Here is a 14,127-nt window from a genome sequence, read left to right as displayed (position 1 = left end):
GAGGAGGGCGCGCAAGGCGGCATCCCGCTGCGCCCGTGCGCCCGCCGACACGACACCGACCAGATGCTTGTCGCCGCGCTGCACCGAAGCGGTGAGGTTGAAGCCGCTGGCGCGTGTGTAGCCCGTCTTGATGCCGTCCGTTCCGCGGTAGCCGAACAGAAGCCGGTTGTGATTGCGGTATTTGCGACCCTTGTAGGTAAAGTACTGCGTCTTGAAGACGCCGTAATACTCCGGGTAGTCGCGCATGATGTGCATGGCGAGGATCGCCATGTCGCGGGCGGTGGTGAGCTGTTCGTCGTTGGGGAGGCCCGAGGCGTTGCGGAACGTCGTGTTCTTCATGCCGAGGTTGCGGGCCGTCTGGGTCATCACGCGCCCGAAATTTTCCTCGGTGCCCGCCAGGTTCTCGGCGATGACCGCCGCCGCGTCATTGGCGGATTTGGTCACCAGGGCCTTGATGGCATCGTCCACCTTGATGGTGGAGCCGGGCTTGAGGCCAAGCTTGGTCGGCGCCTGGGCGGCCGCGTGGGCCGTGACCTTGAGCTCGGTGTTGGGCGTGAGCTTGCCGCCCGCATGTAGGCGAACAGCACGTAGAGAGTCATGATCTTGGTGAGGGAGGCCGGCGAGCGCAGCACGTCGGCCGAGCTCGAATAGAGCACGTTGTTGGTGTTGGCATCGACGATGATGGCGGCCTTGATCCTGCTGTCGGCCACCGCCTCACTCACCGGCGCCAGCGCTGCCCCAAAGCTGAGCAGGAGCGCAATGGTGAGGCGACCAAAGCGGCGCATCGGCGCCCAAAAAATACGCTTACGAACTTCCACGAATACTGAAGGCTAGGCCTTCCCCCCCGTTTTGACAACCATCCCCCCGCGGGCCTGAGGCGCGCGCCCCCCGGCCTATCGTGTCGCTCGTGTCTAGCCGGTGGCGAGCGTCGAGGCCGGAAAGGGGAAGGCTAAATTTGGGCTATTGCCAAAGCGTTAAGCGGAGGGGAAGTAAGTTTTTGTGCAGTGCAAAATTTAAGGTTGACGTTTTTTTGTGCAACGCATATATATGTTTTCGCGTTCGCAGCAATCCCACATAACCAAGTTCGAAGAGGGCCCCATGCTCAAAGGTTTCGAAGAGTTTCAGAAAGTCGGCAAGGACGGCTTCGACGCTTACGTGCGCTCGTTTGGCGAGATGAACAAGGGCTTCCAGCTATTGCCGCTGAGATGACCGATTACTCCAAGAAGGCATTCGAGGACTCCACGCGTGTTTTCGAGCAGCTGGTTGGCTGCAAGTCGGTCGAGCAGGCCGTTGAGATCCAGTCTCAGTACGCCAAGAAGGCTTACGACACCTACATGGCCGAGATGTCCAAGATCGGCGAAATGTATGTCGGCCTGGCCAAGGATGCCTACAAGCCGGTCGAGGCTGCCATGACGAAGAAGGCATCGTAGCGCGAATCAAGCTCCATCTTCTCCTATCGGAAAAGGCCCGAGCTTCGCTCCGGGCCTTTTTTGTCGTCTGTTGCCGTTTTCCTGTCGGCAACCCCTCCTGTGTTAGGATGTGGCATCTAGCCGATTTGCCGCCCTTGGCGCGATCACGCTAGTATGAAGCAGGATGGTTTTTCGCAACGACAGGGCCCTCTCTTGGAAGTCGAGAGACGCGAGCCCACATAAAGGCTGACGATGGCGCGCAACGGCGACACGCGCCGGGACGACGACACCGGCACCCACATCATCACCAAGACGCGGTCGAAGACCAAGCGGCCGAGCCTCTACAAGGTGTTGCTGCTGAACGACGACTACACGCCGATGGATTTCGTCGTGTACGTTCTGGAGCGGTTTTTCAACAAGCCTCCCGAAGAGGCGACCCGTATCATGCTCCACGTGCATCAAAAGGGCGTGGGTATCTGCGGGGTCTACACTTACGAGGTCGCCGAGACTAAAGTAGCGCAGGTGACGAGCTTCGCCCGTCAGCACGAGCATCCGCTTCAGTGCACGATGGAGAAAGAGTAGGAATTCCGTGGCTTCGTTTTCGACCAGTCTTGAGCAGGGTTTGCGGCGGGCGCTTCAATATGCGAACGAGCGCAGCCATGAATATGCGACGCTCGAGCATTTGCTGCTGTCGTTGATCGACGATCGTGACGCGGCGGCGGTGATGCGCGCCTGCGACGTGGACCTCGATCTCCTGCGCGACAAGCTGACCGGTTATATCGACAACGAACTGTCGGGCCTGGTGCTCGACACCCACGGAGACGCCCAGCCGACGGCCGGCTTCCAGCGGGTGATCCACCGCGCGGTGGCCCATGTGCAGTCCAGCGGCCGCGAGGAGGTGACCGGGGCCAACGTGCTCGTCGCCATCTTCGCCGAGCGGGAGAGCCACGCGGCGTTCTTCCTGCAAGAGCAGCACATGACCCGCTTCGATGCGGTCAACTACATCAGCCACGGCATCGCCAAGCGCGGCGGCATGTCCGAGCCCCGGACCGTCCGCGGCGTGGACGACGACGCGGCGACGGTGGAGGGCGGCGAGGAGAAGAAGCGCGGCGCCGACGCCCTCGAAGTCTATTGCATCAACCTGAACCAGAAGGCGCGTGCGGGACGCATCGATCCCTTGATCGGGCGGGCGTCCGAGATCCAGCGCACCATCCAGGTGCTGTGCCGCCGCCAGAAGAACAACCCGCTCTTCGTGGGCGATCCCGGCGTGGGCAAGACGGCCATCGCCGAGGGTCTCGCGCGGCGCATCGTCATGGGCGACGTGCCCGACGTTCTCATGGACGCGACCATCTTCCAGCTCGACATGGGCGCGCTGCTGGCGGGCACCCGCTACCGCGGCGATTTCGAGGAGCGGCTGAAGGCCGTGATGCGCGAGATCGAGAACTTCCCGGGCGCGATCATGTTCATCGACGAGATCCACACGGTGATCGCGGCCGGCGCCACCTCGGGCGGCGCCATGGACGCCTCGAACCTGCTGAAGCCCGCGCTTCAGTCCGGCTCGCTGCGCTGTATCGGCTCGACCACCTACAAGGAATACCGGCAGCACTTCGAGAAGGACCGGGCGCTGGTGCGGCGGTTCCAGAAGATCGACGTGAACGAGCCGTCGGTGCCGGACACGATCGAGATCCTCAAAGGTCTGAAACCGTATTTCGAGGACTTCCACCGCATCCGCTACACGAACCAGGCGATCAAGTCGGCGGTGGAGCTGTCGGCGAAGTACATCCACGACCGCAAGCTGCCCGACAAGGCGATCGACGTAATCGACGAGACGGGCGCCTCGCAGATGCTGCTGCCCGAGCGCCAGCGGCGGAAGACGATCGGCGTCAAGGAGGTGGAGGTGACCATCGCCACCATGGCGCGGATTCCGCCCAAGACCATCTCCAAGACCGACGCCGAGGTGCTGCGGGCCATCGACGACGACCTGAAGCGCGTCGTGTTCGGCCAGGACAAGGCCATCGAGGCTTTAGGCGCCGCGATCAAGCTGTCGCGCGCCGGGCTCCGCGAGCCGGGCAAGCCGATCGGCAACTACATGTTCTCCGGCCCCACGGGCGTCGGCAAGACGGAGGTCGCCCGCCAGCTCGCCACGCTGCTCGGCGTGGAGCTGCTGCGCTTCGATATGAGCGAGTACATGGAGCGCCACACGGTCTCACGGCTGATCGGCGCGCCTCCCGGCTATGTGGGCTTCGATCAGGGCGGTCTTTTGACCGACGGCGTCGATCAGCATCCGCACTGCGTGCTGCTCTTGGACGAGATCGAGAAGGCGCATCCGGACCTGTTCAACATCCTGTTGCAGGTGATGGATCACGGCAAGCTGACCGACCATAACGGCAAGCATGTCGACTTCCAGAACGTGATCTTGATCATGACCACCAACGCGGGCGCGACCGACATGGCCAAGGCCGCCATCGGCTTCAACCGGTCCAAGCGCGAGGGCGACGACGAGGAGGCGATCAACCGCCTGTTCTCGCCGGAGTTCCGCAACCGGCTCGATGCGATCATTCCGTTCGGCGCGCTGCCGCCTGCGGTCATCTCGCAGGTGGTCGAGAAGTTCGTGTTCCAACTGGAGGCTCAGCTCGGCGACCGCAACATCACCATCGAGCTGACGCCGGAGGCCAATGAGTGGCTTGCCGAGAAGGGCTACGACGACAAGTTCGGCGCACGGCCGCTGGCGCGCGTGATCCAGGAATACATCAAGAAGCCGCTGGCCGAGGAGATCCTGTTCGGCGCGCTGAAGGATGGCGGCACGGTGCGCGTGCTGGTCGAGGAGAAGGACGGCGAGAAGGCGCTCGGCTTCGACTACATCAAGCCCGACGCGCCCATCAAGCCGCGCGATCCCGACGGCGGCGCCAAGAAGCCGCGGGCCAAGCGGGCGAAGAAGCCGCGCGGCGGCGCCAGGTCCGGGTCGAGCTCGGTGCCGAAAGTGCCGCTCGGCGAAAGCTAGACGCTTCGCGATCTCGTTGTGTTGAACGTGCAATGGCCGGGCTTGTCCCGGCCATTCGCTTTTTGGGTCAGAGAGAGGCCCGGATCTTCTCGGCCGTCATGGCGAGCGCGTCCGGCTCTGCCATGCCGGTTTCCTGAGGCCTCAGCGGCACGCCGTCCTTGATCGGCAGGATGTGGACGTGCAGGTGGAACACGGTCTGTCCCGCCGCCGCGCCGTTGAACTGCTGGATGAGCACGCCGTCGGCGCCGACCGCCGTCTTGATCTTCGGCGCGAGCGCCTGCACCACCGCCATGAGCTTGCCCAAGCCTTGCGGCGAGATGCCGAACAGGTCCGGCGCGCTTTCCTTGGTGATGACCAGGGTGTGGCCTTCGGTGCGCGGCATGATGTCGAGGAAGGCGAGGGTGTCGGCGTCCTCGTAGAGCTTGTGGCAGGGGACCTCGCCTTTCAGGATCTTGGCGAAGATGTTGTCCGGGTCATAGGCCGCCATGCGTGCCTCCTTCCGCGCGTCAGGCTGTTGGGCCGGTTATAGCGAAGCGGCGGACGCCTGATACCCGGCTTTCGCGCGCGGGCGAGCGGAACTTTGCCGGACGCCATCCATTGATTCCTATCAAGGCGGGGAAGGCGCCGCTATGCTCGTTAAGCTGCGGAACGGAAAAGACTTTCTTTAAATCCCAGCCCCTAAGGAGGAACCCCATGTCCATGCTGAAGGTGATCGAAGTCCTGGCCGAATCCGACAAGAGCTGGGAGGACGCCGCCCAGTACGCCGTCGATACGGCGAATAAGAGCGTGCGCAACGTCAAGTCGATCTACATCAAGAACCTCGAGGCCTCCGTCGAGAACGGCAAGATCAAGAAGTACCGCATCAACGGCAAAATCTCGTTCGTGCTCGACTAGGGCGGCGTCAGCTGCGGTCGCGGCGATAGGGCGACTCCTCGGTGAGGAGGGCCGCTTCGTGCGCGACGCGCGCCGTTCGCGCGCAAGATACTCGGCGACGGCGCGGGCCAAGCCCGATCGGCGATGTAGTGGGCGCTGTAGGTCTCCACGGGCAGGTAGCCGCGCGCAAGCTTGTGGCCGCCTTGGGCGCCGGCCTCGACCCATGCCAGCCGGTGCTGGATCGCATAATCGATCGCCTGGTAGTAGCAGACCTCGAAGTGCAGAAAATCCTGCGTCTCGGTGGCGCCCCAGTAGCGGCCATAGAGCGTGTCCGCACCGATGACGTTGAGCGCGCCGGCGATGTAGTCGCCATCGCGCTTAGCTAGCACGAGCAGCAATTGGTCGGCCATGGTCTGCCCAAGCAGGCTGAAGCATTCGCGCGTCAGATAGGGCGTGCCCCATTTGCGCGCGCCCGTATCCATGTAGAAGCGGAAGAACGCGTCCCAATGGGCCTCGGTGAGATCGCCGCCTGAGACCCATTCGATCTCGACGCCGTCTTCCAACGCCGCGCGGCGTTCTTTTCTGATGGTCTTGCGTTTGCGGGACGACAGCACGGCGAGAAAGTCGTCGAAGGTTTCGTAGTTTTCGTTCTTCCAATGGAACTGCTGGTCGGTGCGCTGCAGATAGCCGAGCTCGCCGGCGAGGAGCCACTCGTCACGGGCCATGAAGGTGATGTGCAGGGAGGACACGCCGAGCTCCCGGGTCAGCGTGTGGCCGGCGTTCAGCAGGATGGCTTGGCGTTCGAGCCGATCTGCGCCGCCGCGCACCAGAAGGCGCGGGCCGGGCACCGGCGTAAACGGCACGGCGGCCTGCAGCTTCGGGTAATAGCGCCCGCCGGCGCGCATATAGGCCTCGGCCCAGCCGTGATCGAACACGTATTCCCCTTGGCTGTGGCTCTTCAGATAGCAGGGCATGCAGGCGAGCAGACGGCCGTCGCCGTCCTCATAGAGAAGATGCTGGGGCAGCCAGCCGGTGTCGCGGCAGGCCGAGCCGCTGTCCTCCAGCGCTTTCAAAAACGCATGCGAAACGAATGGGTTGGATGGCCGCGTTGAGGCGGGTTCGAGGGCACCGTCCCCCGCCGCGCACGCATCCCAGTCCGCCGCGGGGATATCGGCGATGCGGCCCGCGACCCGCACCACGACGGACGGCGCGTCGGCACTCTCATCCCCGGACTGTCTCTCGATATCGCCCATGAGTCTTTAAGGCTCGATTCCTTCGAAGATCATCGCGTCGGCATAGCGCAGCGCACGTTCCCGCTCGGCGTCCGTGCGCACCGTCCAGGTCAGCAGCGGCAGCCCGCACACGGTCTTGGCGATCAGCGGGGCGGCCGCAGGCAGCGCCTGAATATCGTACGCGATGAAGTGGGGCCGTGCGAAGGCGGCTGTGAGGAGATGCCGCATGGCGAAACGCTGACGCCGCGAGAGGTCTTGCCAGTGGTCGCTCGCGAAACGTTCGGCCACGAGTCCGCGGGGCAGGTCGGGCGCCACGCGCCGGAACGCCGCGACGGAATAAGGATCGAAGGACATCACGGCGACGGGGCCGCTATAGCCGGCGAGTTGTTTGGCGATGTTCGCCTCGAACTTGCCGTCTTGCGTCCAAGTGCTCTTCACCTCCAGCAAGAGCGGCACGTAGCCGCCGACCCTCCCGAGCAGATCGGGAAGTGACAGAATCTTGTCGCTGCTTCCTTTCAGCGAGATCGCGCGCAAGCTTTCCACGTCGCGCGCCGACACCGGCCCGCTTTCGTGGGTGAGGCGGTCGAGCGTCGCGTCGTGGAACACGACCGGCATGTCGCCGGCGGCGCATTGCAGGTCGACCTCGACGGCGTAGCCCTTGCCCATGGCCGCTCTGATCGCGGAAGCGCTGTTCTCGATGACGCCGCGCGCGCGTCGTGGAGACCGCGATGAGCGATCGGCCGTTTCAGCCAGTAAAGCACGGCCATGAGGTGTCCCTTGTGCGGGAACTAGTCTATGGCAAAAACCGCATCGATCTCGACTGCGGCGTTAAGGGGCAGGCTCGCGCAGCCCACGGCGATACGCGTGTGGCGTCCCTTGTCGCCGAGGACTTCGACCATGAGGTCCGAGGCGCCGTTGATCACCTTGGGGTGATCGGCAAATCCGGCGCTCGCGCTCACAAAGCCATTGAGCCGCAGAAGCTGCACGATGCGGTCGAGGTCGCCGAGCGCCGCCTTGGCTTGGGCGAGAATGTTGAGGGCGCACAGCCTGGCCGCCTCCCGGCCTTGGTCCACCTCAACATCGCTGCCAAGCGTGCCGGTCACGGCGACGGCGCCATCCTTCATGGGCAATTGGCCCGAGATCAGCAGCCGACCGTTCATGTGGACGAAGGGAACGTAGGTGCCGATCGCCGCCTTGGCCTCCGGGAGAACGAGGTCGAGGGCTTTCAGCCGAGCCTCGATAGTGCCTGCCATGATGCCTCCATGTTGTGAAGTTACGGGGAGAGTTGAGCAAATCCCTTCATCCCGCAAGTCTGACAGAAGGATTTCGCCGGCAACGGGCCTCTTGTCGGGCCGGACCGTTGGTGCCAAGAATTGACCCCTGCCGACCGGGGCAGGGCGGGGAGACTGCGGAACGCATGACAAGCGGAAGAAGATATTTGCTGGCGATGGTGGCGTTTGGCGGGGCTTGCGCTCTTGCCTATCAGGCGCAGGCATTCCCCGCGGGCAAGCTGGCGCCCCATCGCGCCATCTATGAGATGACGCTTGAAGAGGCGCGGTCCGCTTCCGGCATTACCGGCATCGACGGACGCATGGTGTTCGAGTTCACCGGCTCGGCCTGCGACGGCTACTCGCTGAACATGCGCATGGTCACGCAGATGACCGACTCGCAAGGCCAGACCAATCTGACCGATCTCAGGTCCTCGACCTGGGAGCAGGGCGACGGCAAGAAATTCCGCTTTCAGTCCGCGCAATATCTGAATGAGAAGCTCGGTGACGTCACCATGGGACGCGCCGTGCGTGCGGCGCCCCAAGAGGCCGTCAAAGTCAAACTCAGCCAGCCCGCGCGGCGGAGCTCGATCTCTCAGGCCGCATTTTCTTTCCGACACAGCACAGCATCGCCCTGATCGAGAAGGCCCTCGAAGGCCAGAGCGTGTTCCAGGCCAGGATCTATGACGGGTCCGAGAAAGGGCGGAAAGTCTACGAGACGACCGCCTTTATCGGCTCGAAGGTGAAACCGGGCAGCGACACGGGCAAGCTCGAACCGGCCGCCAAGGAAAAGGAGCTCGGCGCGTTGCCGTCATGGCCGGTGTCGATCGGCTATTTCGAGCCGACCACGGGCGACCTCACGCCGAGCTATCAGATCGATTTCCGGCTTTACGAGAACGGCGTCAGCCGCGAACTGCTGATCGACTACGGCGATTTCTCGATCCACGGCACGCTCACGTCCTTGGAGTATCTCAAGGAGAAAGAGTGCAAGTGACGCTTGCGCTCGCCCGCTAGGCCCGGTTTGCCACGAATCCAGGCGAAAAAGCTTGGTTTTCCGCCCATTTTGCCGCTCCTCTAAAGAGTTTGGTTACAGGTTTGCGGCGACACTCCGCCGATCAAAGGGGGACGAAGCCACAATGTTTTGGAGGGTCAGATCGACTCCGGCTGCATGGTGCACTATGACCAGATCGCCAATCATGGCCGGACAGAATCGCCGGGGCCGATGCCAATGACCAAAACTGTGCTGATCGTCGAGGACAACGAGCTGAACATGAAGCTCTTCCACGACCTCCTTGATGCGCATGGCTATGAGACGCTGCAAACGCGCAACGGCGTGGAAGCCCTCCAGCTCGCCCGGGAGCATCATCCCGATCTCATTCTGATGGACATTCAGCTCCCCGAGGTGTCGGGCCTCGAAGTGACGAAATGGCTGAAAGAGGACGACCACTTGCGGGAAATTCCGGTTATCGCGGTGACGGCCTTCGCCATGAAAGGCGACGAGGAGCGCATCCGCGAGGGTGGCTGCGAAGCCTATATCTCGAAACCAATCTCGGTGACGATGTTCCTCGACACGGTCAAACAGTTCATTGGTGAGGCTCGGTAGGGGACATGACCGCGCGCGTCTCGTTGTCGACGATGTCGAGGCCAATGTTAAGCTGCTTGAGGCCCGGCTCAGCGCCGAGTATTTCGAGGTGCGCACCGCCCCTAACGGTCCCGATGCTTTGCAGATTTGTACCCGCGAGGGCACGGATGTCGTCCTGCTCGACGTGATGATGCCCGGCATGGACGGGTTCGAAGTTTGCCGGAAGCTCAAGTCCGAGCCGCGCACCCAGCATATTCCCGTCATCATGGTGACGGCACTCGATCAGCCCAGCGACCTGTTGCGGGGGCTGGAGGCAGGCGCGGACGATTTTCTGACGAAGCCGGTGGATGATCTCGCGCTCGTCACCCGCGTGAAGAACTTGGCGCGGCTCAAGCTTTTGACCGACGAGATGTTGATGCGCGCGTCCACCGAGGAACAGATGGGCGTCGCCACGGCCATGACCACGGGCCTCGAGCTGGCCGGCCGCGAAGGCCGCATTCTGCTGGTGGAGGATCGCGAGCGGGCGGCCGACCGCCTGGTCAAGGCGCTGGAGACGGAGCAGCATGTCACCTGCGAGCCCGATCCCGCGCGCGCGCTCGAGGCACCGGACGGCAATTACGACCTGCTGATCGTCAGCCTCAATCTGGAGAATGCGGACGGCTTGCGGCTCTGCTCCCAAGTGCGGTCGCTCGATCGCACGCGCCATCTGCCGATCATGATCGTGGTCGAGCCCGGCGAGGAGGCGCGCCTGCTGCGCGGCCTCGATATGGGCGTGAACGACTATATCGTCCGGCCGGTGGACGCGAACGAGTTGCTGGCGCGGGTGCGGACGCAGATCAAACGCAAGCGCTACACCGACTATTTGCGCACGCGGCTGGAGCAGACCGTGGAGATGGCAGTCCTGGACCCGCTCACGGCGCTTCACAATCGCCGCTATATGAGCAGCCACCTGAAGACCTTGTTCGAAGAGTCCGCGCATCGCGGCCGGCCGCTCTCGGTGCTGGTGCTGGATATCGATCACTTCAAGGCGATCAACGACACGCACGGGCACGATGCGGGCGATGCGGTGCTGCGCGAATCGGCGTGCGCCTCAAGCGCAATAATTCGCGGCATCGACCTTGCCTGCCGGCTCGGCGGCGAGGAGTTCGTCGTGGTGATGCCGGACACGGATATCGACAAGGCCTATCTGGTCGGCGAGCGGCTGCGGCGGTGCATCGCTGCGGCGCCATTCTTCGCCGGCGAGCGGCACGGATCGGTCGAGGTGACGGCGAGCGTCGGGGTGGCTTCGCTTGAGTTTGCGGACGACACGCCCGACCTCATTTTGAGGCGGGCGGATCAGGCGCTCTACTGTGCCAAGCGCGACGGGCGTAACCGCGTCGTCGCTGACGCCGCTTAAGCGGCCAATTCCCCAGCTCCTGAGGCCGCAGGGTCGGGCGCCGCGAATCACTTCTGCGCCCGAATGCCTCAGCCTATGGCCGGAAGGCCTTGAATCGGCTCGGTTCGCTTCTTGACCTTGTAACTGAGGCGTAGTGCTTAAGGCTTTACAATGCCTCGTGATTTGTCGTATTAAGCAAAATAGGACGATTGATTCCGTTCTTCCATTCGTTCTTTTATGATTTGACTCAGTTCTTAGGAATTGGCGTGGGAGGCGACGAATGGTTGAGGGCATGCGCGCAACTTAGCGAGACGCTGCCTCGATCTTTCCCCTTCCATGACAGAACAGCCCTACGGAGTGCTCAGGTCCGCCGCATCTCCTGGGTCCGTGGGGTTTGGCCGGTCGGAGCGCGGTTGAGTGGCCTCCTCGTTAGCGCCGCGTTTCGACCGGCCACCTTCTTAGGCGGCCTTTTTCCCACTCATCCGGTTGTCTCGCCGGCCCTTTCGGGCATGCGGATACGCGCCTCAGCGCGCGGGCGGAGACGTGGCGGCGCGCGGCAACGCGCAGCGCAGCTACTTGATTTTGGCTTCTTTGAACTCGACGTGCTTGCGCGCGACCGGATCGTATTTCTTGAAGTTCATTTTTTCGGTCTGATTGCGCGGATTCTTCTTGGTCACGTAGTAGTAGCCCGTACCGGCGCTACTCACGAGCTTGATCTTCTGGGTGACGGACTTCGCCATTTCGTCCTCAAATGAATTCTGTCAGCGGATTTGGCGCGAAACTACTGGGTCGCGGCCGGAAGTCAAGCGGACGGGGGCGCCAGGCGGTCCCCGATCTCCTCCTTGGCGTCCGGATCGAAGCCGTGCATCAGGAGGGCCCATTGCAGGGCCACCAGGAGCCCCTTGATGGGCGCCAGCAGCACAAGGGCGAGGGCCAGGGTCAAGGGCATCCACAGCGCCGCATGGAGCCACAGAGGCGGCCGATAGGCGATCTCCACGGCGAGGACCAGGCTCACCACCACATGGCCCACGATCACAATCGTAAAGTAGGCGGGTGCGTCGTCCGCGCGGTGGTGGTGCAGGGACTCCCCGCACTGAGGGCATTGGTCGACCACCTTGAGATAGCGGTGGAACAGGCCGCCGACCCCGCAGGCCGGGCATTTGAGCATGGCGCCGCGCAGGAGCGCCTGCTGTAGCGACCGGGGGCCTGTCGAGCGGCCGTCTTGCTTCTGCATGGACTTGATCCTCCTGGCCGTTGCCTAGCGGCGCTTCTTGCCGCCACGGGACTTTCCGTCACGGGACTTGCCTCGAGGGGCGTTGCTCCGGCGAGGTTGCCGCCGCGGCCCTTTGCCGGGGGCCTCTGGCGACCCTGTTTCGTACCGATCTGACGGCCTTCGCTCAACATGTCAAAACGTAGCGCTCCGGCGGTCGGGATTGCCTCGACCAGGCGGACCTCGACCGGGTCGCCGAGCTGATAGGCAAGGCCCGTATCCTCGCCGACCAGGGCCCGGCGGACCTCGTCATGGTAGAAATATTCGTGCCCGATGCCCGACGCGGGGACGAAGCCATCCGCTCCAGTTTCGGCGAGGCGCACAAACAGGCCGGTGCGCACGAGCCCCGACACCCGGGCGGGAAACGCGGCGCCGATGCGGTCGGCGAGAAAGGCGGCAATCAGACGGTCGGCGGTGTCCCGCTCGGCCGCCATGGCCCGCCGCTCCGTATCGGAGATAGCGCCGGCGATCTCTTCCAGCTCCTCCATTTCCTTATCCGCGAGGCCGCCAGCGCCCAGGTCAAAGGCGCGGATCAGGGCGCGATGCACGATGAGATCGGCGTAGCGGCGAATGGGCGAGGTGAAATGGGCGTAGCGCCGCAAGTTGAGACCGAAATGCCCGAGATTTTGCGGGCTGTATTCGGCCTGGGATTGGCTGCGCAGGACCACTTCGCCGACGAGCTCCGCGGTGGGCGTGGCCCGGGTCTCCGCGAGAATGCGATTGAACTGAGCAGGCTTGAGCGTGCCGGCCTTGGGCAAGTTCATGCCGATGGTCGAAAGGAACTCGCCCAGCGCCACGAGCTTCTCCTTCGAGGGTGCGTCATGCACGCGATAGATCAGCGGCGAGCGCTTGGCTTCGAGCGCCTCGGCCGCGGCTACGTTCGCCTGGATCATGAACTCTTCGATGAGGCGATGGGCGTCGAGCCGGGGCGGGGTCGTGACGGCGCGGACCTGTCCCTTGTCGTCGAGCAGGATCTTACGCTCCGGCAGATCGAGGTCGAGCGGTCCCCGTTCGGTGCGCGACAGGACGAGGCTGGCATAGGCGCCCCACAGCGGGCGCAGCACCGTGTCGAGCAACGGCCCCGTGGTCTCGTCGGTCCGGCCGTCGATGGCGGCCTGGGCCTGCTCGTAGCTCAAGCTTGCCGCCGAGCGCATCAGCGCGCGGAAGAAGCGATGACCGAGCTTTCGCCCGCCTCTGTCGAAAACCATGCGTACGGCGAGGCAGGGGCGGGGGACGTCTTCCTTCAGCGAGCACAGATCGTTCGAGATGCGCTCCGGCAGCATCGGCACCACGCGATCGGGGAAGTAGACCGAGTTGCCGCGCTTGCGGGCTTCCTTGTCGAGGCGCTGCCGGGGGTGACGTAATGGGCCACGTCGGCGATGGCGACGATGACGACCCAGCCCCCGCGGTTTCTGGCATCGGGGTCGGCCTCGGCCCACACCGCGTCGTCGTGGTCGCGTGCGTCCGCCGGGTCGATCGTAATGAGCGGAACGTCGCGCAAGTCTTCGCGGCGGCCGAGAGTGACCTCCTTGCCGCGTCGGCCTCGGCGACGACGGCCGGCGGAAAGACATCGGGAACGCCATGGGCGTGCAGCGCGATCAGGCTGATGGACTGTTGCGCTTCCGGGTTTCCGAGCCGCTCGACGATGCGCGCCGCCGGTACGCCGTAGCGGGCGGAGCGGGCGATCTCGAAGCGGACCAGCTCGCCGTTCTCGGCGTCGCCGGTGGCGCCACGCGGCACGGTCCATTCCTTCAGCTGCTTCTTATCGATGGGATCGATGACGCCGCGGCCGTCCCGAAGCGCGCGGAAGATGCCGAGCAGGCTGCGCGAGGTGGTGCGCGGCAGGCGCTTGATAGTGCGCGCCTGATAGGGATAGTCGGCGTCCGCGCCGAGCGCGGTGATACGCGCCAGCACGCGGTCGCCGATGCCCGCGGCAGGCCCTTGATCCTGCTTGCTCTCGACCATGAGGATGCGCGGGGCCGGTCCGTGCTCGTCGTCCCAGGTGGCGGGCCGGGCGCGAACTCGCCGTCGGCGTCGCGGCCGTGATCTCCACCACCGGTGACCGGGGGGCAGGGGCGCGGGGCGGCGCGCTTGCGCCGCGAGCCGGCGGATGAGAC

13 protein-coding genes and 4 pseudogenes are annotated in these 14,127 nt (G+C 64.1%); 7 read left to right on the top strand and 10 right to left on the bottom strand.

The window, feature by feature from the left end:
• Both AUC71_RS21785 and AUC71_RS21780 read right to left on the bottom strand, forming a co-directional pair.
• Positions 1–507, bottom strand: a pseudogene (locus AUC71_RS21785) (D-alanyl-D-alanine carboxypeptidase family protein); the annotation flags it as partial.
• The gene (locus AUC71_RS21780; RefSeq protein ID WP_069623300.1) at positions 441–785 is read right to left on the bottom strand and encodes a D-alanyl-D-alanine carboxypeptidase family protein; all 345 of its coding nucleotides are present in this window, start codon (positions 783–785) and stop codon (positions 441–443) included. The gene AUC71_RS21780 and the pseudogene AUC71_RS21785, both read right to left, overlap by 67 nt.
• Before the next feature lie 420 nt (positions 786–1,205).
• On the opposite strand from AUC71_RS21780, the gene AUC71_RS04520 reads away from it, so the two are divergent.
• The 3 genes from AUC71_RS04520 to clpA all read left to right on the top strand — a co-directional run bounded on the left by AUC71_RS04520 (position 1,206) and on the right by clpA (position 4,410).
• Entirely contained in the window at positions 1,206–1,430 is a 225-nt protein-coding gene (locus AUC71_RS04520; RefSeq protein WP_342021796.1) for a phasin family protein, read from the top strand.
• Between the two features lie 231 nt (positions 1,431–1,661).
• Positions 1,662–1,991 carry an ATP-dependent Clp protease adapter ClpS gene (gene clpS, locus AUC71_RS04515; RefSeq protein ID WP_069623299.1) on the top strand — a complete coding sequence of 110 codons (330 nt, stop codon included), beginning with the start codon at positions 1,662–1,664 and terminating at the stop codon, positions 1,989–1,991.
• Positions 1,992–1,998: 7 nt separating this feature from the next.
• Complete coding sequence (gene clpA / locus AUC71_RS04510; protein ID WP_069623298.1) at positions 1,999–4,410, top strand: ATP-dependent Clp protease ATP-binding subunit ClpA; 2,412 nt, start codon at positions 1,999–2,001, stop codon at positions 4,408–4,410.
• 67 nt (positions 4,411–4,477) lie between these two features.
• Here the strand turns inward: clpA and AUC71_RS04505 are convergent, their stop codons facing one another.
• A complete protein-coding gene (locus tag AUC71_RS04505) occupies positions 4,478–4,897 on the bottom strand; it encodes an HIT family protein (RefSeq protein ID WP_069623297.1) in 420 nt (139 codons plus the stop codon).
• A gap of 206 nt (positions 4,898–5,103) precedes the next feature.
• Here AUC71_RS04505 and AUC71_RS18540 point away from each other — a divergent pair, with 206 nt between their 5' ends.
• Positions 5,104–5,304, top strand: coding sequence for a dodecin family protein (locus AUC71_RS18540; protein WP_069623296.1), 201 nt, complete (start codon positions 5,104–5,106; stop codon positions 5,302–5,304).
• Here the strand turns inward: AUC71_RS18540 and AUC71_RS04495 are convergent.
• The 3 genes from AUC71_RS04495 to AUC71_RS04485 all read right to left on the bottom strand — a co-directional run bounded on the left by AUC71_RS04495 (position 5,301) and on the right by AUC71_RS04485 (position 7,768).
• Entirely contained in the window at positions 5,301–6,536 is a 1,236-nt protein-coding gene (locus AUC71_RS04495) for a GNAT family N-acetyltransferase (protein WP_425283354.1), read from the bottom strand. The two genes, AUC71_RS18540 and AUC71_RS04495, sit on opposite strands and share 4 nt — an antisense overlap.
• 6 nt (positions 6,537–6,542) lie before the next feature.
• Positions 6,543–7,214 carry a glycerophosphodiester phosphodiesterase family protein gene (locus AUC71_RS04490; protein ID WP_280139275.1) on the bottom strand — a complete coding sequence of 224 codons (672 nt, stop codon included), beginning with the start codon at positions 7,212–7,214 and terminating at the stop codon, positions 6,543–6,545.
• A gap of 89 nt (positions 7,215–7,303) precedes the next feature.
• A complete protein-coding gene (locus tag AUC71_RS04485; protein WP_069623295.1) occupies positions 7,304–7,768 on the bottom strand; it encodes a RidA family protein in 465 nt (154 codons plus the stop codon).
• Between the two features lie 164 nt (positions 7,769–7,932).
• Between AUC71_RS04485 and AUC71_RS22565 the strand changes: the two are divergent.
• The 3 genes and pseudogenes from AUC71_RS22565 to AUC71_RS04470 all read left to right on the top strand — a co-directional run bounded on the left by AUC71_RS22565 (position 7,933) and on the right by AUC71_RS04470 (position 10,761).
• Positions 7,933–8,777 (top strand): annotated as a pseudogene (locus AUC71_RS22565) (cell envelope integrity EipB family protein).
• A 234-nt stretch (positions 8,778–9,011) separates the two neighbouring features.
• Complete coding sequence (locus AUC71_RS04475) at positions 9,012–9,386, top strand: response regulator (RefSeq protein ID WP_069623302.1); 375 nt, start codon at positions 9,012–9,014, stop codon at positions 9,384–9,386.
• The gene (locus AUC71_RS04470; protein ID WP_069623301.1) at positions 9,373–10,761 is read left to right on the top strand and encodes a PleD family two-component system response regulator; all 1,389 of its coding nucleotides are present in this window, start codon (positions 9,373–9,375) and stop codon (positions 10,759–10,761) included. Before AUC71_RS04475 ends, AUC71_RS04470 begins: the two co-directional genes overlap by 14 nt.
• A gap of 551 nt (positions 10,762–11,312) precedes the next feature.
• Here the strand turns inward: AUC71_RS04470 and rpmG are convergent.
• From rpmG to AUC71_RS22925, 4 genes and pseudogenes are all read right to left on the bottom strand, one after another.
• Positions 11,313–11,480: a 50S ribosomal protein L33 gene (gene rpmG, locus AUC71_RS04465; RefSeq protein ID WP_069623294.1), complete on the bottom strand. Its 168-nt coding sequence runs from the start codon at positions 11,478–11,480 to the stop codon at positions 11,313–11,315.
• A 62-nt stretch (positions 11,481–11,542) separates the two neighbouring features.
• Complete coding sequence (locus AUC71_RS04460; RefSeq protein ID WP_483127798.1) at positions 11,543–11,854, bottom strand: DUF983 domain-containing protein; 312 nt, start codon at positions 11,852–11,854, stop codon at positions 11,543–11,545.
• Positions 11,773–13,511: pseudogene (locus AUC71_RS17350) on the bottom strand (ribonuclease R family protein). Before AUC71_RS17350 ends, AUC71_RS04460 begins: the two are co-directional and overlap by 82 nt.
• 119 nt (positions 13,512–13,630) lie before the next feature.
• A pseudogene (locus AUC71_RS22925) lies at positions 13,631–13,975 on the bottom strand (ribonuclease R); the annotation flags it as partial.
• Positions 13,976–14,127: the final 152 nt, after the last annotated feature.

The sequence above is a fragment of the Methyloceanibacter marginalis genome (genome assembly GCF_001723295.1).
GTDB classification, from domain to species: domain Bacteria; phylum Pseudomonadota; class Alphaproteobacteria; order Rhizobiales; family Methyloligellaceae; genus Methyloceanibacter; species Methyloceanibacter marginalis.
Note: the sequence above shows the minus strand (reverse complement) of the source record. Positions and strands in the feature narration are given on the sequence as shown.